Origin of the sequence: Stenotrophomonas forensis (assembly GCF_028752115.1) — a bacterium.
In the GTDB taxonomy this organism is placed as follows: domain Bacteria; phylum Pseudomonadota; class Gammaproteobacteria; order Xanthomonadales; family Xanthomonadaceae; genus Stenotrophomonas; species Stenotrophomonas forensis.
The window spans coordinates 3,185,536-3,207,544 of sequence record NZ_CP082270.1; the positions used below are offsets into that span (position 1 = coordinate 3,185,536).

General features: G+C 67.0%; 21 protein-coding genes. 7 read left to right on the forward strand and 14 right to left on the reverse strand.

The window, feature by feature from the left end; translation table 11 throughout:
• Positions 1-44 precede the first annotated feature (44 nt).
• The 9 genes from K5L94_RS14775 to K5L94_RS14815 form a co-directional block, all read right to left on the reverse strand.
• Positions 45-1,634: an alkaline phosphatase D family protein gene (locus tag K5L94_RS14775; protein WP_274510755.1), complete on the reverse strand. Its 1,590-nt coding sequence runs from the start codon at positions 1,632-1,634 to the stop codon at positions 45-47.
• Positions 1,634-3,877, reverse strand: a complete 2,244-nt coding sequence (locus tag K5L94_RS14780; protein WP_274510756.1) for a TonB-dependent receptor family protein — start codon at positions 3,875-3,877, stop codon at positions 1,634-1,636. The genes K5L94_RS14775 and K5L94_RS14780 overlap by 1 nt, the downstream gene beginning before the upstream one ends.
• A 174-nt stretch (positions 3,878-4,051) precedes the next feature.
• Positions 4,052-5,482, reverse strand: coding sequence for a replicative DNA helicase (locus tag K5L94_RS14785; protein ID WP_005410278.1), 1,431 nt, complete (start codon positions 5,480-5,482; stop codon positions 4,052-4,054).
• A 213-nt stretch (positions 5,483-5,695) separates the two neighbouring features.
• Positions 5,696-6,256 (reverse strand): NADPH-dependent FMN reductase, encoded by a 561-nt coding sequence (locus K5L94_RS14790; RefSeq protein WP_053450254.1) that lies wholly within the window; start codon positions 6,254-6,256, stop codon positions 5,696-5,698.
• 66 nt (positions 6,257-6,322) lie between these two features.
• On the reverse strand, positions 6,323-8,266 hold the full coding sequence (gene asnB, locus K5L94_RS14795; protein WP_274510758.1) for an asparagine synthase (glutamine-hydrolyzing): 1,944 nt from the start codon (positions 8,264-8,266) through the stop codon (positions 6,323-6,325).
• Between the two features lie 3 nt (positions 8,267-8,269).
• A complete protein-coding gene (locus tag K5L94_RS14800) occupies positions 8,270-10,549 on the reverse strand; it encodes a transketolase C-terminal domain-containing protein (RefSeq protein WP_053450256.1) in 2,280 nt (759 codons plus the stop codon).
• Positions 10,550-10,611: 62 nt separating this feature from the next.
• The gene (locus K5L94_RS14805) at positions 10,612-11,268 is read right to left on the reverse strand and encodes a glutathione S-transferase family protein (RefSeq protein WP_053451350.1); all 657 of its coding nucleotides are present in this window, start codon (positions 11,266-11,268) and stop codon (positions 10,612-10,614) included.
• 176 nt (positions 11,269-11,444) lie between these two features.
• The gene (locus tag K5L94_RS14810; RefSeq protein WP_053450257.1) at positions 11,445-11,987 is read right to left on the reverse strand and encodes a GNAT family N-acetyltransferase; all 543 of its coding nucleotides are present in this window, start codon (positions 11,985-11,987) and stop codon (positions 11,445-11,447) included.
• Between the two features lie 129 nt (positions 11,988-12,116).
• Positions 12,117-12,962 carry a glycine zipper 2TM domain-containing protein gene (locus tag K5L94_RS14815; protein WP_053451351.1) on the reverse strand — a complete coding sequence of 282 codons (846 nt, stop codon included), beginning with the start codon at positions 12,960-12,962 and terminating at the stop codon, positions 12,117-12,119.
• A 163-nt stretch (positions 12,963-13,125) separates the two neighbouring features.
• On the opposite strand from K5L94_RS14815, the gene K5L94_RS14820 reads away from it, so the two are divergent.
• Both K5L94_RS14820 and K5L94_RS14825 read left to right on the forward strand, forming a co-directional pair.
• Complete coding sequence (locus tag K5L94_RS14820; protein WP_040007412.1) at positions 13,126-13,341, forward strand: DUF6116 family protein; 216 nt, start codon at positions 13,126-13,128, stop codon at positions 13,339-13,341.
• Entirely contained in the window at positions 13,338-14,111 is a 774-nt protein-coding gene (locus tag K5L94_RS14825; RefSeq protein WP_053450258.1) for a TatD family hydrolase, read from the forward strand. Before K5L94_RS14820 ends, K5L94_RS14825 begins: the two co-directional genes overlap by 4 nt.
• A 74-nt stretch (positions 14,112-14,185) precedes the next feature.
• Here the strand turns inward: K5L94_RS14825 and K5L94_RS14830 are convergent, their stop codons facing one another.
• Positions 14,186-15,013 carry a tRNA threonylcarbamoyladenosine dehydratase gene (locus K5L94_RS14830; protein ID WP_053509648.1) on the reverse strand — a complete coding sequence of 276 codons (828 nt, stop codon included), beginning with the start codon at positions 15,011-15,013 and terminating at the stop codon, positions 14,186-14,188.
• A gap of 80 nt (positions 15,014-15,093) precedes the next feature.
• Here K5L94_RS14830 and K5L94_RS14835 point away from each other — a divergent pair, with 80 nt between their 5' ends.
• Positions 15,094-15,528: a hypothetical protein gene (locus K5L94_RS14835; protein WP_274510761.1), complete on the forward strand. Its 435-nt coding sequence runs from the start codon at positions 15,094-15,096 to the stop codon at positions 15,526-15,528.
• Between the two features lie 135 nt (positions 15,529-15,663).
• On the forward strand, positions 15,664-16,158 hold the full coding sequence (locus K5L94_RS14840) for a glycine zipper 2TM domain-containing protein (protein ID WP_010486804.1): 495 nt from the start codon (positions 15,664-15,666) through the stop codon (positions 16,156-16,158).
• Between the two features lie 73 nt (positions 16,159-16,231).
• Here K5L94_RS14840 and K5L94_RS14845 read toward each other — a convergent pair whose 3' ends face one another.
• Positions 16,232-16,441, reverse strand: coding sequence for a cold-shock protein (locus tag K5L94_RS14845; protein WP_005410290.1), 210 nt, complete (start codon positions 16,439-16,441; stop codon positions 16,232-16,234).
• A 236-nt stretch (positions 16,442-16,677) separates the two neighbouring features.
• Between K5L94_RS14845 and K5L94_RS14850 the strand changes: the two genes are divergently transcribed.
• The 3 genes from K5L94_RS14850 (at position 16,678) to arsC (ending at position 18,777) form a co-directional block, all read left to right on the forward strand.
• Complete coding sequence (locus K5L94_RS14850; protein ID WP_053450261.1) at positions 16,678-17,163, forward strand: DUF456 domain-containing protein; 486 nt, start codon at positions 16,678-16,680, stop codon at positions 17,161-17,163.
• A 118-nt stretch (positions 17,164-17,281) separates the two neighbouring features.
• Positions 17,282-18,436, forward strand: a complete 1,155-nt coding sequence (locus K5L94_RS14855) for a phospholipase A (protein WP_053450262.1) — start codon at positions 17,282-17,284, stop codon at positions 18,434-18,436.
• On the forward strand, positions 18,436-18,777 hold the full coding sequence (arsC, locus tag K5L94_RS14860) for an arsenate reductase (glutaredoxin) (RefSeq protein WP_180879716.1): 342 nt from the start codon (positions 18,436-18,438) through the stop codon (positions 18,775-18,777). The genes K5L94_RS14855 and arsC overlap by 1 nt, the downstream gene beginning before the upstream one ends.
• 73 nt (positions 18,778-18,850) lie before the next feature.
• Here arsC and K5L94_RS14865 read toward each other — a convergent pair whose 3' ends face one another.
• From K5L94_RS14865 to K5L94_RS14875, 3 genes are all read right to left on the reverse strand, one after another.
• Positions 18,851-19,486 (reverse strand): glutathione S-transferase family protein, encoded by a 636-nt coding sequence (locus K5L94_RS14865; RefSeq protein WP_180879718.1) that lies wholly within the window; start codon positions 19,484-19,486, stop codon positions 18,851-18,853.
• A 57-nt stretch (positions 19,487-19,543) separates the two neighbouring features.
• A complete protein-coding gene (locus K5L94_RS14870; protein ID WP_053450265.1) occupies positions 19,544-19,879 on the reverse strand; it encodes a hypothetical protein in 336 nt (111 codons plus the stop codon).
• Between the two features lie 587 nt (positions 19,880-20,466).
• Entirely contained in the window at positions 20,467-21,984 is a 1,518-nt protein-coding gene (locus tag K5L94_RS14875; protein WP_008268808.1) for a fumarate hydratase, read from the reverse strand.
• Between the last annotated feature and the right edge of the window lie 25 nt (positions 21,985-22,009).

A 22,009-nucleotide genomic window follows, 5' to 3' on the forward strand; every position in this document is an offset into this window, starting at 1 on the left:
GATTCAGGAGGTTGCCGGCCAGCGGCCGGCACTACCGAACGGATTCACACCGGCAGTGCGCCCGGGCGGCCATGGGTCACCTGGAAGCGGGCGGCCGTGCGTACCGGCGCATCCGCGCGCAGCACGCTGTCGGCGAAGCGCAGCTCGGCGTCCACGGTCTGCCGGTTCAGCTGCAGCTTCCACCAGCCACGGCGATCACCATCGAAATAGCGGATATGCGGGTTCTGCGGAATTGATGGACCGTAGTACGGGCCATAGGGCGTATCGTCGCCGCCACTGCTGATCGCCGGCGCAATGAACTCGGTGGCCAGCACCGCGGCATCGGCCGTGTCGAAATCCAGCTTCAGGTCGTTGACGAAGGTGGAATGCCAGTCGCCACCGAGCACGATGGCGTTGCCCTGCCCGCCTGACTGCAGTGCCTGCAGCAACCGGTTGCGTGCAGCGGGATAGCCATCCCAGGCGTCGTTCCAGAAGCGCTCGCGCGGCGTGCCGCCGTCCAGCCGCAGCTGCGCCATCAGCAACTGCTGCACCACCACGTTCCAGCGCGTGCCCCGTGCGGCGGCCATCGACTGCGCGAACCACGCTTCCTGGCCTGCACCGAGCATGCTCATGCGCGGGTCCAGTGCGGCATCACAGCGTGGTGATTCACCGACGCCACAGGGATTGGCCGGGCGGAACTGGCGGCAGTCGAGCAGGGTCAGCTGTGCCAGATCGCCGTAGCGCAGGCGACGGTGCACGCGCAGGCCACCATTACCCGACGGCGCGCTGCGCATCGGCAGGTGTTCGTAGAACGCGCGGTAGGCCGCCGCACGGCGCACGATGAAGTCCTCGGTCGACACGCCGGGCTTTTCCGGGTGGATGCCGGAGTAATCGTTCTGCACCTCGTGGTCATCCCAGATCACCGCGAACGCGTGTGCGGCGTGCGCAGCCTGCAGATCCGGATCGAGCTTGTACAGTGCGTACTGGTCACGGTAGCGCTCCAGGCTGACCGTCTCGCCGCTGAAGCGCTCGGCATCCAGCGTGCGCCCGCGTGCGTTCTGCAGCGGGCTGTATTCGTACAGGTAGTCACCGGCATGCAGCACCAGGTCGACATCGCTCTGTGCGATGTCGCGCAGCACCGGATAGTAGCCACTGTTCCAGGCCTGGCAGGTGCACAGCGCCAGCCGCAGCTGCCGAAGTTGCATGTCCAGCAGCGGCGCGGTGCGGAAGTGGCCGACCGCGCTTTCCTCATCGCCATCGCAGGCGAATCGATAGTAATAGTCGCGGCCCGGGCGCAGGCCATTGACCTCCACGTGCACCGAATGGGCCAGCTCCGGCACCGCGGCGGCAACGCCACGCTGCACCAGCCGGCGCATGCCCGGGTCTTCAGCCACGAACCAGCGCACCGGCACCGCCCGCGACGGCATGCCACCGCCGTTGAGCGGGTCCGGGGCCAACCGCGTCCACAACACGGCTCCCTGCGGATCCGGATCGCCGGCGGCAATGCCGAGGGTGAACGGATCACGCCCCAGCCGCGGCCGTGGGCCGGCCGTGGCCAGCCCCGGCATCGCCGCCAGCGCGATCGCCGCCCCCGTGCCCTGCCACGCCATGCGCAGCAGACGACGACGGCTTTCCGGATCGACAGGACCGCGCATCAGAAGCGCACGGTTGCGGTGGCCATCACCTGCCGCGGCGCGCCGACCTGCATGGTCGCCAGGCTGCGGGTCGGGTCGGCGGCGTAGGTGCCGTTGGTGTTGATCGACGACAGGTAGCGCTTGTCGGTGAGGTTGGTCAGGTTCAACGCCACGGTCAGGTTCTGTGCTGGGCCGAGCTGGCCGAAGTCATAGGCCACCGAGGCGTTGACCAGCCAGTAGCTCGGCACCGACACATCGTTGGTGTAGGTTACGTAGCGCTTGCCGACATGGTTGGCCGACAGGCGCATGTCCCACGGGCCCGGGGTCCATGCCAGGGTGCTGGCGAACATCCACTCCGGGGTGTCGACGGTCTTCTTGCCGCGGGTCGGCACCACGCCGTTGTTCACGTAGTCGTTGTCGTAGGTGCTGTCATTCCACGACAGCGCGTTGGACCAGGCCAGGTCCTGCATCGGCTTCAGCTGCAGGGTCGCCTCGGCGCCGCGGCTGGTCACCGAACCGACGTTGGAGAACAGCGCCGGGCAGCCGAGGATGCCCACGCACTGGGCGATCGCAAGCAGGCGGTTGTCGAACTTGACGTCGTACACCGCGACCGAGGCTTCATACCCCTGGCCGTAGCCACGCCAGCCCAGTTCGAGCGTACGCGACTGTTCCGGCTTCAGGTTCTTCGCGCTGGCGTCGAACGCGGCCTGCGGCACATTGAACGGGCTGCCCACGCCCAGCGCATAGGCCGCGATGTTCTTGGCGAACGAACCGAAGATCTCGTTGCCTTCGTTGAGCTTGAAGTTGAAGCCGGCCTGCGGCAGGAAGCCCTTCCTTGCGGTCAGGCTGCTGTTGTTGGCATAGCTGCCCAGCGGCGTGCGCACGCTGGTGCGGGTGTGCGGCGACTTCGCGCCGATGTCGATGGTCAGGCGGTCATCGAACAGGCGGAAGCGGTCCTGCACGTAGAACTGGCGGGTGATGGTGGTGTAGCGCTGGTGCCACACGCGCTGGTCCGGATTGCGCAGGAAGAAGTCGTCGGTGACCGGGCCGTCGATGTAGTAGAAGTTGCGCTGCACGCTGTGGCCGTTGTCCTCGTACCAGAGGCCGGCTTCGAGTTCGTGGCCGCCGACATTCCAGGTGAATGCCGAGGTCACGCCAGTGCGGTCGATCGCGTACTCGGTGGTGCGGATCGAGATCGGGATCTCGCGGCTGGTGCCCGGATTGGACGGATTGGACGGGCTGAACCAGTGGCCCTGGCCACGGTTGCTGTGGTTGTAGACGTTGACCTTCAGCCGCATCGATTCGTTCAGGCCGAAATCACCGGCGATGCTGGACAGGTCATCGTTGCGCAGGCCATGGCCGGAGTAGTACGCATCCCACGGGCTGTTGACGCCGCCGCTGAATGTGCCACGTGCGGCGGCGACCGCGCGATCCCAATCCGGCGCGTAGTTGTCCCAGTCCCAGCCGAGGCGGTCGATCATCTCCAGCGACAGGTCCTGGTAGTCCGCTTCGACGCGCCGCGAGACGTTGAACAACGCGGTGATCTTGCTGTCCGTGCCGAAGTTGTAGGTCGCCTTGCTGTTGAACTGCTTCAGCTCCTGCGAGCCCTTGCCCTTCCACTTGTCGCCCTCGGAGTACACGCCGGACAGGTAGGCGGCGAAGCCCTGGTGCTCACCGGTCTCCAGGCGCGCATAACTGCGGCGTGCACTGTCGCTGCCGAAGCCCTGCGCCAGCACCACGCCATATTCGGTGGACGGATCGATCGAATAGAACTGGAACACGCCACCGAGGTTGCTGGTGGACGGGGTACCCAGCGCGCCGATACCGGTGGAGACTTCGGCACCGCCGAGGTTCTCGCTGATCACCGCGCGGCTGATGTGCAGGCCGTTGCTGTTGCCATAGGCCATGTTGCCCAGCGGAATGCCATCGAGAGTGTAGCCGAGGCGGTTCTGGTTGAAGCCGCGCAGGCTGATGGTGGTGGACCATTCGTAGGCGCCGGTGGCATCGGCCGATTCGAAATGCACGCCCGGCTTGGTCGCGAGCAGCTTCAGCGGATTGGCGCCGGGCGGCAGCACCTTCATGTCCTCGGCAGTCATGCGCTGCACCTGGCGGGCTTCGCCGCGGCCGATCACCGAGATCGAATCGAGCGTGGTGGCCGACTGCGCGTCGGTGGCGGGAGCGGTTTCAGCGGCGGCCAGCGACGGCAGCGAAGCACAGACCAGCAGGGCCAGCAGGTTGCGGCGAAGCGGAGCGTGGGACGGCATGGGGGCGGATTCCTTGGGCACGCTGGACGCCGAAGGGCGGCGTCGAAAGGGCAGCAGCGGCGGAATCGTAGAAGCGGCGCGTTACATGTCATTTACACGCCACGTACGGAAGTTTGGCGTTGCGGATGGTCTGCAGGCCGTGGGGCGGTTGCCGGCCAGCGGCCGGCACTGCGGTTATTCGAACGAACCGACCGAGTCGTGGGCCAGGTTGTCGAAACGCGTGTACTCGCCGAAGAACTTCAGCTTGCACGAGCCGGTCGGGCCACCACGGTGCTTGCCGATGATGATCTCGGCCAGGCCCTTGTCCGGCGAGTTTTCCTTGTTGTAGTAGTCGTCGCGGTAGATGAACACGATCATGTCCGCGTCCTGCTCGATTGCGCCCGATTCGCGAAGGTCGGCCATCACCGGGCGCTTGTCTGTACGCGTTTCCAGCGAGCGGTTGAGCTGGGACAGCGCAATCACCGGCACGTGCAGTTCCTTGGCCAGGCCCTTCAGCGAACGCGAGATTTCCGAAATTTCGGTCGCGCGGTTTTCGCTGTTGCCGGGCACGCTCATCAGCTGCAGGTAGTCGATCACCACCAGGCCCAGGTCGTGCTCGCGCTTGAGCCGGCGGCACTTGGAACGCAGCACTTCCGGCGACACCCCCGGCGTATCGTCGATGAAGATCTTGGTTTCCTTCAGCATCTTGATCGCACTGGTGACGCGGCTCCAGTCCTCGTCTTCCAGCTGGCCGGTACGCAGGCGCTGTGCGTTGATGCGGCCGTTGGAGGAAATCAGGCGCATCGCCAGCTGCGAGGCCGACATTTCCATCGAGAACACCGCCACGCCCTTCTTCGACTTGATCGCCGCGTACTCGGCGATGTTCAGCGCGAAGGTGGTCTTGCCCATGGCCGGGCGCGCGGCGAGGATGATCAGGTCGGTCGGCTGCAGGCCGGCGGTCATCGCATCGAAGTCGTTGTAGCCGGTCGGCAGGCCGGTGATGTTGCCGCCGTTCTCGAAGCGGTTGCGCAGTTCCTCGAACGCGTCCTTCAGGGCGCCGGGCATCGCCACGAAATCGGTACGGCCACGTGCGCCCTGCTCGGCGATGGCGAACACGCTCTTTTCCGCCGACGCCAGCAGCTCGCTGCTGTCACGGCCCTCGGGCTGGAAACCGTCGTTGACGATGTCGGTACCGACCTGGATCAGCTGCCGCAGCACCGCCTTGTCACGCACGATCTCGGCGTAGGCCACGATGTTGGCCGCCGACGGCGTAGTGCTGGCCAGCTCGATCAGGTAGGCGCCGTCGCCGACCAGCTCCAGCTTGCCCTGCGATTCGAACCACTCGCCCAGGGTGACCGCGTCGAACGGCCGTTCGCGCTCGGACAGCTCACGGATCGCGCGGTAGATCATCTGGTGATCGCGGCGGTAGAAATCGCCTTCGGTCAGCTGGTCGTTGACCCGGTCATACGCCTCCGGCGCCAGCATCAGGCCACCCAGCACCGCCTGCTCGGCCTCCACCGAATGCGGCGGTACCCGCAGCTGATCGATGCGCGATTCATCGCGATCACGATCAAAACCATCGCCGCGCTCTCTGCGGTTGGAACGGAAGCCGGAACGGGCGGACATGCTGCGGTGTTTCCTGCAAAAGTGGACCAGACGAGTGTAGGCATGCGCCGACCCCGGCGGCCATGGACAAGCCTGTGGATAAGCCGTGGAGAAACGGGGGATATCCGCCGGTGCCTGGCCAGACTGGCGTGGGGGCGTCGCGCTGCCTGCGACGGGTGCCATTGCGGCACCCGAGCAGGCCATTATCGCAGATGGGGGCGACCGCCGCTGGCGTCAATCGCCCTTGACGTGCACCGCGATCAGCGACAGGAACCGGTCCACGTAGCCCTGCAGGAATTTCTGCGTGCCCTCGTTGTGGACCGTGCCGTCGGCATCGATCAGGCCGTCCTTGAAGTGGATGAACGCCTCGGGCTGGCCGAGCACGTGCATGTCGAGGAAGGCCAGGCTGTTGCGCAGGTGCTGCTGGGCCACGGCGGTGCCGATCTGGCCGATGGAGGCGCCGATCACCGCCGCCGGCTTGCCGGCAAACGCACTGTCACCATACGGTCGCGAGCCGATGTCGATGGCGTTCTTCAGCACGCCCGGCACCGACCGGTTGTATTCCGGGGTCACGAACAGCACCGCGTCGGCGGCGCGGACCTGGTCCTTCAGCCGCGTGCCCTGCGGCGGATAGTGTCCATCGAAGTCCTGGTCATACAGCGGCAGGTCGCCGATCTGCACGTACTGGAAGCGTGCTCGCTGGCCGGCGATCTTCTCCAGCGCATGGGCCAGCTTGCGGTTGCAGGAGTCCTTGCGCAGGCTGCCGACGAACACGGCGATGGTGGGGATGGACATCGGGACATACTCCTCACGGTGCGGGACGCCCAGCCTAGTCGCCGGCCCCGTGCGCCCCGGTGAAGATCAGCGGCCGGTCACGCCCGCCCGCACCTGCCGCCAATGCGCCTGCCAGGCCTGGAACATCAGCACGTTCCACAGGTGGGTATGCCACTTGCGCTGCCCGCCGAGAAACTGCTGCCACAGCGGCTGCACCGCCGCCGCCGACAGCACGCCTTCGCGTTCCAATCGAGCCGGCTGCAGCAGATCCTCGGCCCACGGCCGCAGGTCGCCCTTCAGCCAATCGCTGACCGGCGCACCGAAACCGCGCTTGGGCCGGTGCACCATCGACTGCGGCACGTAGCGGCCAAGAACACGCTTGAGCAGCACCTTGCTGGTGGTTTCACTGCGCTTGAAGCCCAGCGGCAGCGACCACGCGAACTCGGCCACGCGCCAGTCCAGCAACGGCGCGCGCGCTTCCAGGCTGACCGCCATCGAGGTGCGGTCGACCTTGCATAGCAGGTCATCCGGCAGGTAGGTCACGTAATCGGCCAGCATCATCGCGTCGGCCGGCGTGCCGGCGCCGTGCAGCGGGTCGGCCAGGTCATAGAAGCTGCCCGCCGCCTGCGCCCCCGGTACCGCTGCGGCCGGGTCGCGCCAGCGCGAGATGCGGTTGCGGTACACATCGCCGATACCGCGCGCGCCGGACTCGGCCAGCAGTGCGGCCAGGCCACCGGTACGCGAGGCCTCGCCCTGCTGCTGCGAACGCGCTCCCATCCAGCGCCGCAGCGGCCCCGGCACGCGGCCCAGCATCTGCCAGTTGCGCAGCGCGCGCACATAACGGGTGTAACCAAAGAACAGTTCATCGCCGCCATCGCCGGACAGCGCCACCGTCACGCCCTGCCGGGCCAGGCGCGCGACCAGCGCGGTCGGCACCTGCGAGGCATCGGCGAAGGGCTCGTCGAACATCGCCGGCAACTGCGGCACCACCGCCAGCGCGTCGGCACCACTGACGTACAACTCGGTGTGGTCGCAGCCCAGGTGCGTCGCCAGCTCCCTGGCCAGCGGCGCCTCGTCGTGGCCCGAACCGGTGAAACCGATGCTGAAGCTGTGCACCGGCTGCCCGCTCTGGGCCTGCATCAGCGCCGCCACCAGCGACGAATCGGTGCCGCCGGACAGGAACACGCCTACCGGTACGTCGGCCACCATGCGCAGCGCCACCGCATCGCGAAGCAGCGTGTCCAGCTGTTCCTCGGCCTCTTCGATACGGCCCTGGAACGGCGCCGCCAACGCCGCCTGCATGCGCGCGCGCGCATCCCAGAAAGGACGTTGCGCCTGTTCCGGGCGGTGCGCGGCCGCACCGGCCGCCACGGTCGCTGCATCCAGCCGCAGCAGTCGGCCCGGCATCAGCTTGTAGCAGCGCTGGTGGATGCTGTGCGGCGCCGGGATGTAGTCCAGCCGCAGCAGCAGGGTCAGCGCATCGCGGTCGATGTCGTTGTCGAACGCCGGATGCTGCCACAGCGCCTTCAGTTCGGAACCGAACACCAGCGTGTCGCCGGCCCAGCCGTAGTACAGCGGCTTCTTGCCGACACGGTCGCGGGCCAGCCACAGGCACTGTTCCTGCCGGTCCCACAGGGCGATCGCGAACATGCCGTTGCAACGCTGCAGGGTGTCTTCAAAGCCCCACTGCAGGATCGCTGCCAGCAGGACTTCGGTGTCGGAGTGGCCGCGGAAGGCGTGGCCCAGCGGTTCCAGCTCGGCGCGCAGCGCGGCGAAGTTGTAGACCTCGCCGTTGTAGGCCATCACATAGCGACCGTCGGCCGAGGCCATCGGCTGGTGGCCCAGCGGGGACAGGTCGAGAATGCTCAGGCGGCGGTGCGCCAGCGCGATGCCGGCCCCGGCATCGACCCAGCGGCCACCATCATCCGGCCCGCGGTGGTGCAGTGCCTCGCCCATGGCCAGCACCTGCGCCTGCAGCACCTCGGCCGACGCCACCGGCGCCGGCAACAACATTCCCGCCAATCCACACATGCATCAGGGTTCCTGCGCCAGTTCAAGGGCGGCGCCAATCACTGCATTGTCGCTTGGAAGCCCGAACATTGCTGCCCCCGCCAGCGGGGTATAGGTATCGGCACCGCAGACCCGGCGCAGCGGCAGGTGGCCGAAGCCGGCCTCGACCAGCGCGGTGACCACGCCCTCGCCCACCCCGCCGCTGTGCCGCCCCTCGTCCAGCACCAGCACCCGCCGGGCACTGGCGGCCTGTGTGGCGATGAAGGCGGCATCCAGTGGCACCAGCCAGCGCAGGTCGACCACCCGCACCTGCCAGCCCAGCTGCTGCTCGATCGCGCGCGCCGCACGCAGCGCCATCGGCACGCCGTTGCCATAGGTGAAGACCACCAGGTCCCCGGCGTCGGCGGCGTAGACCCGGCCCTCGCCCGGCACCAGCGCCTGGCCCTGCGCCGGGTAGTCGAACAACCACTGGCCATCGCCCGCTTCGTGCAGGTCCTTGCTCATGTACAGCGCGATCGGCTCAAGGAACACGGCCACCCGCCCATCCACCCGCGCCAGCGCGGCCAGCGTGCGCAGCATCATCACCGCATCGTCGCCGCGCGACGGGCAACCGACCACCAGGCCGGGGATGTCGCGCAGCGCGGTGATCGAGTTGTCGTTGTGGAAATGGCCACCGAAGCCCTTCTGGTAGCCCAGCCCGGCCACCCGCACCAGCATCGGGTTGCGGAACTGGTCGTTGGAGAAGAACTGCAGCGAGCAGGCTTCGCCGCGCACCTGGTCGATGGCGTTGTGCAGATAGGCCAGGTACTGGATTTCCGGGATCGGCAGCATGCCCATGTTGGCCAGGCCCTGGGCCATGCCCAGGATCATGGTCTCGTCCAGCAGGGTGTTGAACACCCGGCGCGGGCCGAACCGGCGCAGCAGGTCCTTGCTGACCGTATACACCCCGCCCTTCTGCGCTACGTCCTCACCGAACAGCAGGCTCTGCGGGTACTTGGCCAGCAGTTCCTGCAGGCCGTGGTTGATCTGGATCGCCAGATGCCGCGGTGCCTGCCGCTCCGGCAGCGCCTCGGCACCGCCGTACAGGGCCTCGCGCGCTTCGTCGGCAACCTCACGCCGGGCCTCGGCCAGCACCGCCGCCGGCGTGTACGGCGCCAGTGGCGCCATCACGTCCTGCAGCGACTGCAGCTTCGGGCGGCCTTCGGCCTCGGCGGCGGCGGCCATGCAGCGCGCACGCATGGTCTCGTAGGCCACCTCGATGGCGGCGGCATCCATCCAGCCCGACTCCATCGCGATCTGCGCCGAGCGCAGCAACGGGTCCTGTGCCTCGGCCGCGCACAGCTCCGGCAACGCGCGCCATTCCACTTCAAAATCGGTGCCGGCATGGCCCATCAGGCGCGTGGTGCGCAGGTGCAGGAAGGTCGGCCGCCGGGTACGCCGGCAGTGCTCCACTGCGGCCTGCACCTGGGCGTGGCCGACCGCCAGATCCAGGCCATCGGCGAAGAAATAATCCAGCCCGGGCTGGCGGCTGAAGCGCTCGGCAATCCAGCCGTCCGGCGTCTTCACCGAGATGCCCAGCCCGTTGTCCTCGCAGACGAACAGGACCGGTGCCGGCAGCTTCTGGTAGGCCGACCACATCGCCGTGTTGAACGCGGTCTGCGCCGTGGCATGGTTGGCCGAGGCATCACCGAACGAGCACAGCACGATGCTGTCGGCCGGGATCGGCAGCGGCTGCCCCAGCCGCTTGCCACTCTCGATGGCCAGCGCGGTCCCCAGCGCCTTGGGCAGGTGCGAGGCGATCGTCGAGGTCTGCGGCAGCACCCACAACGGCTTGCTGCCCCACACCTTGTGGCGCCCGCCGCTGGCCGGATCATCGGCGCTGGCGGCGAAGGACAGCGCGGCATCACGCAACGGATCGATGCCCGGCACCTGCCGCGAACGCTCGGCCATGAAGGCGCCGGAACGATAGTGCAGGAACGCCGGATCGGTATGCCGGCTGGCGCGTGCCAGCAGCGCGTTGCCCTCATGGCCGGAGGAGCCGATGGTGTAGAAAACCTTGTTCTGCACACGCAGCACGCGTGCCATCAGGTCCAGCTGGCGGCTGGCCAGCTGCGAGTCGAACAGGTCGGCAAAGGCCGCGGCGGTGAGCGTGCTGCCAGGCAGTATCGGTGCATCCGGTGCCGGCCGCTGGCGTGGGGTACCGCGCCAGCCACGTACCGCATCGAGGAAATTGGCGTCGCACACGTCGGCGCGGTTGAGCACGCGCATGCGCGCGGGAATCGGATCTGGAACCACAGCAAACATCGAACACCCTCCGTGTCGTTGTTGCGTTCCGCCGGGCGTGGCCCGGCGCTACCCTGTGGAATTCACGCGGCGTCGAAGCGTGCACGCACCTCGGCGGTCACCGCCGGCATCGGCAGGAAGCGCGGTTGCCCACGCACGCGCTGCAGCCAGGCGCGCACCTCGGGGAACGGCGCCAGGTCGATGCCGCCCTCGCCTGCCACGTCGGTGTAGGCGAACAGCGCGATGTCGGCGATGCCGTACTCGCTGCCGGTGAACCAGGGCGCCTGGCGCAGGTGCTGCTCCATCACCGCCAGTGCGGTGGCGGCACGCTCGTGCAGCCTCGGCAGTTCAGCGCGGCGCGGCGAATCGGGGGCCGTCCAGCCACGGATGAAGCGCGCCACCGCCACGCACGGCTCATGCGTGTACTGCTCGAAGAACATCCAGCTCAACGCCTGCGCGCGCTCCCAGCCGTCGCTGGGCAGGTACGGCGTGCCTTCGGCCAGCCAGAACAGGATCGCATTGGACTCGGTCAGCACGCGGCCGTCGTCACGGACGATCAGCGGCACCTTGGCATTCGGGTTCAGTGCAAGGAATTCAGCGGTGTGGGTCTGGCCATGGGCACTGTCCACTTCCACCCAGCGGTAGCGGCTGCCGAGCTGCTCCAGCAGCAGGCGTACCTTGTGGCAATTGCCCGAGACCGACATGCCATGCACCGTCAACGGGACGCGCTCTTCCACCATCGCCTGCTCCATCGGATCCGGCCGGCGGCCGGCTGCGTGCAGTCTGGCAAGCGCGCCGATGATTGCCAAGCGCGGGTGCAGCATGCCCACACGGTAGCGCCGGCCGCTGGCCGGCATCCTCGATGCAGCAGGATCCAAGCGATTGCCGGCCAGCGGCCGGCACTACCAGGCAACGCTCAGCGCGCGCGCTTCCTCCACTGCTCGCGTGACTGGCCCCAGATCTGCATCGGCTTGTCGTTGTACGGCGGCGGCAGCTCCCCCATGCGCAGCAGCGTGCTGCCGAGCTTGCGCGCGACCGCCCGCGAGTTGTCGTTGTTCTCGGCAATGGTGTGGATCACCTCGTCCCAGCCCAGCGTATCGAAAGCCCAGTCGATCGCCGCAACTGCCGCTTCCGGCGCATAGCCCCGGCCCCAGCTGGCATGACGGATGCCCCAGCCAACCTCGGTACCGGGCCAGTCCTGCGGTTGCCAGGGCCCCATCCGCCCGATCCATTCGCCGCTCGATTTCTCGATCACGCTGAACATCGAGAAGCCGAACAGCTGCCAGGCGCCGGCCAGGCTGCAGAAGCCGCGCCAGGCCACAGAAGGCGGCTGCACGCCGCCCAGGGTTCGCATCGTTTCCTCGTCGGCGCAGAACGCCAGGTAGGCTTCGTAATCCTCGCGCAGCAGGGGGCGCAGGACCAGCCGCTCGGTTTCCAGGCGCAGGTCGAAGATGCTCATGCCGACTCCATGTCGTGGGAAGGGCGACCATGATGGTCGATCCCTGACCCGACGGGATGAATTCCGGCCCGAAAAACGAAACGGGCCGGCATGCGCCGGCCCGTTGGCTACTGCATGTTGCGCCTGGGCTTACTGGCGCGTGGCTGCGGCAGTGGCACCCGCGGCTGCGGTCTGCGTGACCAGCTGGCCATCGACCACCGGCAGGCGATCGCTGGCCGGCTTGTTGTCCATGCGCACGGTCTTCTCGGCACCGTCATAGCGATAGGTCACGTTGTAGCCCTTGACCACATCGGTGTTGCCCATGGCAATGCGGTTACCCGGCTTGCTGGCCATGCGCATGGTACCGGTGGTGCCGTCCTCGTTGCGGTAGGTCACGTTGTAACCGGTAACGCGGCTCGACTCGGAGGTGGCAGTCTCGGTGTGGCACTGGCGCTCGGTGCGGTTGACCACGCGGCCACCCACGTGGCGCTTGTCGATCTGGTTGCCGATGAAGCCACCGGCCACCGCGCCGGCCGCGGTTGCGGCCTTCTTGCCGTTGCCGCCGCCGACCTGGTTGCCGAGCAGGCCACCAACCACCGCGCCGACCACGGTACCGCCGACGTTGCCGTCACGCTCCGGCAGGCGCTCCTGCACGGTCACGTCCTGGCAGACTTCGTGCGGGGTCTGGGTGGTGGAGGTCTCGCGCACCGGATCGGTACCGATCACGGTGGCATAGGCCTTCTGCTTCTCGGTGATCGGGTCGACCTTCAGCACGTCGGCGTACTCCAGGCCGCGCGGCGCCGACGGGTCTAGCTTGTCACCACGCGCACCGTCGTCAATGGCATTGCCATCGGCCAGGCGCGATTCGGCATTGGGGGTTCCGGCGCTGATGGAATCGGGCGACGTGTCGCCACTCTTCATGAAGGCGGCGGTGGCGATGCCACCGACCAGCAGCGCGCCCGCTGCGACCAGGACAGTTGTAGTTGTGCTTTTCATGACCTGCTCCTTGCGGACCATCCGCAACGTTCTCGGGCCAGATTGCAGCATGGGCTGCCTGAACGGAATCTCCACATTTCCTGCTCATTGCTGTAACCCATTCAGCATCGGGAAATGCTGGGCCCGTGGTAGCGTTTGCATGTTACCCACGAGGATTCCCGCCATGGCCAACGCGATGCTGCTGCCGGTACTGCAATGGGCGCGCCGGCTGCGCTACCCCACCCTGTTCAAGCTCACGGCCGGCCTGTTCGTGCTGACCTTGTTCATTCCCGACCCGATCCCGTTCGTCGACGAGCTGGTACTGGGCTTCGGCACGCTGCTGCTGGCCAACTGGAAAAGCCGCAACGCCACCCCGCCGCCGCCGCTGGAACAGCGTTGAGTCTGCTGGTCGACAGCCACTGCCATCTGGACGCCAGCGCCTTCGACGATGACCGCGCTGCGGTGATCGATCGTGCGCAGGCCGCGGGCGTGCGCCAGCAGGTCGTGCCCGCGGTGACCGCCGCCAGCTGGCCAACGCTGCGCGAGGTCTGCCGGCAGGCGCCGGGGCTGTACCCGGCCTACGGCCTGCACCCGATGTTCCTGGCCGAGCACCAGCCCGGGCACCTGCCGCTGCTGCGCGAGTGGATCGAACGCGAACGCCCCTGCGCGATCGGCGAATGCGGCCTGGATTTCTTCGTTGAGGGGCTGGATGCCGAGGCGCAGCAGGCCTATTTCATTGGCCAGCTGGAGCTGGCCCGCGAGTTCGATCTTCCGGTGATCGTGCATGCGCGGCGCGCGGTGGACGCGGTGATTGCCGCGATCCGCCGCATCGGTGGCCTGCGCGGCGTGGTGCACAGCTTTTCCGGCAGCCCGGAACAGGCCGCGCAGCTGCACAGGCAGGGTTTCCTGCTGGGCCTGGGCGGCCCGCTGACCTACGATCGCGCGCAGCGCCTGCAGCGACTGGTCCGTCAGATGCCGCTGGAGCAGCTGCTGCTGGAGACCGATGCGCCGGACCAGCCTGATGCCGGCATCCGCGGCCAGCGCAACGAACCGGCACGGCTGGCCGTCATCGCCCGCCATGTGGCGGCGTTGCGTGGAATGGAACTGGATGCGGTGGCACAGGCCACCACCGGAAATGCGCAGCGGTTGTTCGCGCTGCCGGCGATTTAACGGTGCCGGCCGCTGGCCGGCATCCGCACTGATTCAATCATTCGGGCGCTGCCGGCCAGCGGCCGGCACTACCGTCACGCGTCGGCATGGGCCTCGACCACTTCGGCCTTCACCTTCTTCGGTTCCAGCAGCATTTCCAGCGCCTTGCCGACCGCGGCGAAGGCGAACGCGCCGGTGATGTGCGTCGCGGCGCCCAGGCCTGCGCCGCAGTCCAGCTTCAGTGCCGCATCGGCGCCCAGGTTCGGGCGGATGCCACACACGCTGCCATCGGCCTGCGGGTACTTCACGTTTTCCAATGAATACACCGCCGGCACGCCGAAGTAGCGCTTTGCATTCTTCGGGAAATTGAATTCGCTGCGCAGCTTCTTGCGGATCAGCGCCAGCATCGCATCGTGCTCGGTGCGCGAAACATCACGGATGCGCACCAGGGTCGGATCGGTGCGGCCGCCGGCAGCGCCCACCGTCAGCAGCGGCAGCTTGCGGCGGCGGCACCAGGCGATGGTTTCGACCTTGACCCGGAAGCTGTCGCAGGCGTCGATCACCAGATCGAAACCGCGATCCAGCAGTTCGGCCATGTTGGAGACGGTCAGGAAGGCCTGCACGGCATCGGCTTCGATGTCCGGATTGATCGCGCGGCAGCGCTCGGCCATCGCCTCGGCCTTGTTGCGGCCATAGTTGCCTTCCATCGCCGGCAGCTGCCGGTTGGTGTTGGACACGCAGATGTCATCGGCGTCGATCAGGGTCAGGTGGCCGACCGCCGAACGGGCCAGCGCCTCCACCACCCATGAGCCGACACCACCCATGCCCACCACCGCCACGCGGCTGCCCTGCAGGCGCTCGAGCGCACCCACGCCATACAGCCGTTCGATGCCGGCGAAGCGTTGTTTGACCTGTTCGTTCATCGGGCTATTTTAACGTGCAGGTGCCGGCGCCTGCAGCGCGCCGGCATCGAACCCACCGTTGCACGCCCGGAGAGCCCGCCATGAACGCCAGCCCGCCCCGTCGCCTGAGCACCGCCCATCGCTACCTGTTCGTACTGTGCCTGGGCCTGCTGATCGGCCTGATCGCAACGGTGATGGTCGGACGCGCCCTGCAGGCCCGCCGCGACCCGTTCCCGGACAGCCTCATGCAGGTGATGCAGCGGCAATCGCAGCTGCAGCAGCAGGCCCAGCAGCAGAACCGCTGCAGCCTGGCCGACAGCGTGCCGCGGCTGCAGGCCATTCGCCTGCTGTCCAACGACCTGGACCTGGCTTTTCCTGGGCTGAAGGACAGTGCGCAGTTCCAGCAGCACGCCAGCCGGCTGCGCGGCAACCTCAACGCCGCGCTGGCTGCGCCCCCCAGCGACTGCACTGCCCTGGCCCAGGTGGTGGATACGCTGCAGGCCGACTGCCGCGCCTGCCATCAGGATTTCCGCTAAGCGCATTCATCCTGCAGCCGGGCAATGCACGCGCGGTTGGCGCCTTGTTCACGTTCGAAAGGGGACGATTCGTCCACCCTGCTGCATGACGCAGTACCACCCAACGCACCCGCCTTCACGGCCAGGAGACGCCCCATGAAGATCCAGCTCATCGCCGCCAGCGCCATCGCTACCCTCGCCCTGGCTGGCTGTGCCACCTCGCCCGGTTACGGCGGTGGTGGTTACAACAATGGCTACAACAATGGCGGCTATGGCAACAACGGCGGCTACAACCAGGGCCGCTGCGCCGACTGCGGCATCGTCACCCGCATCAACACCGTGCAGTCCGGCCGCACCGCGCCCAGCGCCACCGGCGCGATCCTCGGCGGCATCGTCGGTGCCGTGGCCGGCCACGAAATCTCCGACCACACCGGTGGCAGCCGCGGCAACAAGAACATCGCGGCTGCAGCGGGCGCAGTGGGTGGCGCGCTGGCCGGCAACCAGATCCAGAAGAACGTCACCAGCGACACCTATGACATCAGCGTGCGCATGGACGATGGCCGCACCATCGTGGTCAACCAGCGTGACCTCGGCGGCATCCGCGAGAACACCTACGTGCGCGTGGTCAACGGCAAGGTCATCCTGCGCTGACCTGCCCCGGGCCGATGGCAAGGAAAAAGGCCCGCTTGCGCGGGCCTTTTTCATGTGACGTTGTACAGCGCGATCAGGTCGGCTGCACGGCGTCGGCCTGCAGGCCCTTCTGGCCCTGCACGACGGTGAAGGTGACCTTCTGGCCTTCCTTCAGGCTCTTGAAGCCCTGGGTCTGGATGGCGCGGAAGTGCACGAACACGTCTTCGCCGTTTTCACGGCTGATGAAGCCGAAGCCCTTTGCATCGTTGAACCACTTGACGGTACCGGTCTCGCGATCAGACATCTCACTAACTCCCTGGTGACTCTCTCTTGTTGTTGGAAACGCCTGTTGGGCGGCTGACAAGCAAGGGGGAAGCGAGGTGCATCGATGCAGCGGATCGGGAAGATCTTGCTTCATCAGGCCACGATCCACGGTGACCTTGCCAAGCTCAGCGACTGCAACTTAACCCGCCCAAAACGAAAAAGCAACTGGCAAAATCTTTCACTGTCAACCCCAAATCGACCACCATACGGGACAGCATGGGACTCTCATTCATCTTATATCTGCTAGCGGTCATTTTTGTCCTTGTCGGCATCGCCGGAATCATCCTTCCAGCCCTTCCCGGCATCCCGCTGGTGTTCATCGGACTGCTGCTGGCGGCCTGGGCTGATGGCTTCGTCCATGTCGGCTGGCCGACCCTGGTCGTACTGGGCGTGCTGACCCTGCTCTCGCTGCTGGTGGACGTGCTGGCCACCGTGGTCGGTGCGCAGCGGGTCGGGGCCAGCCGAAAGGCGCTCTGGGGCACTTTCGTCGGCAGCATCGTCGGCCTGTTCTTCATGCCCATCGGCCTGTTCGCCGGGCCGCTGGTCGGTGCCCTGCTTGGCGAGTACTGGCACACCCGCGAGCTGGGACGCTCGACCAGGGTCGGCCTCGCCACCTGGCTCGGCATCCTGCTCGGCCTGGCGCTGAAGCTGGCGGTGGTGATCGCCATGCTGGGCCTGTTCGCCTTCGCCTGGTTCCTGTGACGGCGCTGCCTTCACGCCCTGCGCACGCGGTGGCCGTGCATAAACCGTGGGGGCTGGCCGCGATCAGGTGCAGCCGCCACACTGTGCGATCCCCGTATTCACCGAAGGGCCTGTTGGAATGACCCTCCCCCCGTTGCTTCCCCGCCTTGCGCCGCTGGCGCTGGCCCTGGCCAGTGCACCGCTGGCGGCGCAGGAGTTCGTGCCCAGCACCGACACCTCGCCCGCTGCCTGCGCGGCCATCACCACCGATGCGGCCCGCCTGGCCTGCTACGACCGCCTGTTCGCGCACACCCCGCAGGCCACCGCGGCTGCCGATGCTGCCGCAGAGGCCGCCGCGCAGGCGCGCCGCGAAGAGCGGCAGACCGCGCGGGTGAGCCAGGGCGAGGAGAAACTGCGCGAACGCGTCAGCGACCTGTTCCGCCCGGCGGCAGCGGACAGTGCGCTGGCCAACGCCGGCCGCGGCTCGCTGCTGGACAGCCGCTGGGAGCTGGCCGAAGACTCCAAGCTCGGCCCGTTCCAGCTGCGGGCCTACAAGCCGGTGTACCTGCTGCCCGCGTTCTGGACCAGCGACCGCAACACCACGCCGCATTCGCCGAACCCGGCCAACACGGTCACCACGCCGCAGGTGCTGGACAGTGCCGAACTGAAGTTCCAGATCAGCTTCAAGACCAAGGTCGCCGAGAACCTGTTCGGCGACAACGGCGACATCTGGGCCGGCTATACCCAGAGCTCGCGCTGGCAGGCCTACAACGGCGAGGATTCGCGCCCGTTCCGCGAAACCAACTACGAACCCGAAGTGATGATGGTGTTCCGCAACGGCTATTCGATCGGTGGCTGGCGCGGGCGCATGACCGGCATCGCGCTGAACCACCAGTCCAACGGCCGCGCCGATCCGCTGTCACGCAGCTGGAACCGGGTGATGCTCAACATCGGCCTGGACCGCGAGAACTGGGCACTGGTGCTGCGCCCGTGGTACCGCATTCCGGAGACCCGCAGCGACGACAACAACCCGGACATCGAGGACTACATGGGCCGCGGCGACGCGACCCTGATCTGGAACCGCAACGGCCACGAGGTCGCGCTGATGGCGCGCCATTCGCTGCGCACCGGCAGCCGCTCGCATGGCGCGTTGCAGCTGGATTACGGCTTCCCGATCAGCAACCTGCTGCGCGGTCATGTGCAGATCTTCGATGGCTACGGCGAAAGCCTGATCGACTACAACCACAAGGCCACCTATGTCGGCGTGGGCGTGTCGCTGCTGGAGTGGTTCTGATGGACGTGACGATCTGGCACAACCCGGCCTGCAGTAATTCACGCGGCGCATTGAAGCTGATCCGCGATGCCGGCTTCGACCCGGTGGTGGTCGAGTACCTGGGCAATCCGCCCGATGTGGCCGCGCTGCGCGAGGTGCTGGCCGATTCCGGATTGAGCGCGCGTGAACTGGTGCGCAGCAAGGAAGCGCAGTTCACCGAACTCGGACTGGAACAAGCCGACGATGCCACCTTGTTGGCTGCAATGGCCGAGCACCCGCGGTTGATCAACCGGCCGGTGGTGCGCACGCCCAAGGGCACGCGGCTGTGCCGCCCACCGGAAACGGTGCTGCAGATCCTGTAACCTGAAAAAGGGGACGGAGGGAATTAAGTCGTTTGTGCACAAGCGACTTAATTCCCTCCGTCCCCTTTTTCGGTTACAGCCAGTCGGTGATGCCTTCGCGGCGATAGACTTCGGCGAACGCCGGACGCGCCTTCATCGAGGTGGCGTGCGACTTGAGCGTCGGCCAGGTGTCACTGGGCGTGGGCATGTTGCGCGACCAGCGCATCAGCATCACCAGCATGTAGTCGACCACGCACGGCGTTGCCCCCAACAGATAGGGACCGTGCCCCTGCAGGTGCGTGGCCACCTGCTGCCAGGCCGCTTCCAGGCGCAGCCGTGCCATCTCGCGGCTGGCCTGCACATGGGCCTCGCCGGCCACTTCGTGCGGATAGAACCAGGCCCGATAGGCCGGCTGCAGCGTATTGGCGCACCAGAACATCCAGCGATAGGCGTCGCCGCGCTGGGGCGTACCCACCGCCGGCAGCAGGCCGGCGTCCGGATGGCGGTCGGCCAGGTACAGCGCGATCGCCGCCGCCTCGGTCAGTACCAGGCCATCGATCATCAGCGTCGGCACCACACCGGCCGGATTCAGCGCCAGGTAGTCCGCCGCCTTGTGCTCGCGCGCGTCGAAATCCAGCAGCACCAGCTCGTGCTCGATGCCCAGCTCGATCAACAGCCAGTGCACGACCAGCGCGGCGGTACTGGTCGAACCATACAGCGTGGTGCCCATGCGGCGGATCCTGTGCGGTTGGATCGGCCGATTATGCGCCCCTGCGCGGGCCGTTGCTCAGCCGCAGCTGCTCATGCAGGTATCCCGCTGTTCACCACAGGACATCATCGGCGCGCGCATCGTACAGTCGTGCGCCTTCAGCTCGCAGGCACGGCGCAGTTCAGGGTTGGCGACGTCCTTGCAGCGCTTGTCCGGCGCGGGTACCACCTGCTGTTCGCAGCTGAACGCACTGTTGCCGGTCCTGTCCTGCGCCATGCAACTGCGATAGCTGGCCTGGCACTGCATGCGGCACTGCGCGGAGGCGGAGAAATCCGCACCTTCATAGGATGGCGCTGTGCTGCAGCCGGCCAGGACCAGCAGGAACACAGCCGCTACGGATCGATGCAGGCGCATGGGCACATCCAGTGCAGGGGCAGGCCGACCCTGGCAGACCACGGTTGCTCGTGCAGGCATCGATGCGCGCCCCGCTCAGTACACGGGAACACCGGTGTCGGTGCGGACTTCATTCACGGTGCCGCCACAGGAGAGCAGGCACTGGGCGTACGGAGCATTGCATGAAGGAAGTGCCGGGGAACCGCAGTAGTTGCCGGCACCGTTGCCCCCTTCGCAGTTGTGCCGCTGCTTGTCGTCGGCGATACCACTGCAACGGCTGATGACCCGGCTCTTCTCGCTTTCGCAGCTCCGCTGGTCCGACTCGGCACGGGCGCGGTTGTGGAAGTCGCACGTTGCCTTCTGGCTCTCGCAGACCGACGCGCAGATCCTCCCAGCTTCATGGGTTGGCGGCTCGACGAAGTAACGCGGACCACAGGCACTGCACGCCAGCGCAGCGATCAGCAAGACGAAAACACGCGAACACTGCCGCACGATGGACTCCCTTCCAATGCATCAGACAGCACGTTAACAGAGCAGGCCATCCACGGGCAGGCTGCATGCAACAACGGCGCCACAAGGGCGCCGTTGTCCAGACTGGAACGGGAGGCTTACTCCACCACCACCGGAATCTTGCCGATGCGGGCCTGCCACTCGCGCGGGCCGGTCTTGTGCACCGACTCGCCGGTGGAATCGACGGCGACGGTCACCGGCATGTCCTGCACGGTGAACTCGTAGATCGCTTCCATGCCCAGGTCGGCGAAGCCGACCACCTTGGCCGCCTTGATCGCCTTGGACACCAGGTAGGCCGAACCACCGACGGCCATCAGGTAGGCCGACTTGTTGTCACGGATCGCTTCGATCGCGGCCGGGCCGCGCTCGGCCTTGCCGACCATGCCCAGCAGGCCGGTCTGCTCCAGCACCTGGCGGGTGAACTTGTCCATGCGGGTGGCGGTGGTCGGGCCGGCCGGGCCCACCACTTCGTCGCGCACCGGATCGACCGGACCGACGTAGTAGATGAAGCGGCCCTTCAGGTCGACCGGCAGCTGTTCGCCCTTGTTGAGCATGTCGACCATGCGCTTGTGCGCGGCGTCGCGGCCGGTCAGCAGCTTGCCGTTGAGCAGCAGGGTCTGGCCCGGCTTCCAGCTGGCCACGTCTTCCGGCGTGATCGTGTCCAGGTCCACGCGGGTGCCCTTGGACGCGTCATAGGTCAGCTTCGGCCAGTCTTCCAGCGACGGCGGGTCCAGCATCACCGGGCCGCTGCCGTCCAGGGTGAAGTGCGCATGGCGGGTGGCCGCGCAGTTCGGGATCATCGCCACCGGCAGGTTGGCCGCGTGGGTCGGGTAATCGTTGATCTTGATGTCGAGCACGGTGGTCAGGCCGCCCAGGCCCTGTGCGCCGATGCCCAGCGCGTTGACCTTCTCGTACAGCTCCAGGCGCAGCTCTTCGATGCGGTTGGACGCACCCCGGGCCTGCAGCTCGGTGATGTCGATCGGCTCCATCAGTGCTTCCTTGGCCAGCAGCATCGCCTTTTCAGCGGTGCCACCGATGCCGATGCCCAGCATGCCCGGCGGGCACCAGCCGGCGCCCATGGTCGGCACGGTCTTCAGCACCCAGTCGACGATGGAGTCGGACGGGTTGAGCATGGCGAACTTGGTCTTGGCTTCCGAACCACCGCCCTTGGCGGCGACGATCACGTCGACCGTGTTGCCCGGCACCACCTTGACGTTGACCACGCCCGGGGTGTTGTCCTTGGTGTTGATGCGCTTGCCGGCCGGATCAGCCAGCACCGAGGCGCGCAGCTTGTTGTCCGGGTGCATGTAGGCGCGGCGCACGCCTTCATTGGCCATGTCTTCCACGCCCATGGTGGCGTCGTCCCAGCGCACGTCCATGCCGATTTCCAGGAACACGGTGACGATACCGGTGTCCTGGCAGATCGGACGGTGGCCTTCGGCGCACATCCGCGAATTGATCAGGATCTGGGCCATCGCCTCCTTCGCGGCCGGCGACTCCTCGCGCTCGTAGGCGGCGGCAAGGTTCTTGATGTAGTCGACCGGGTGGTAGTACGAGATGTACTGCAGCGCGTCGGCGATGGACTGGATGAGGTCTTCCTGCTTGATCGATGTCACGACTTGCTCGCTTGCTGGAGGCTGG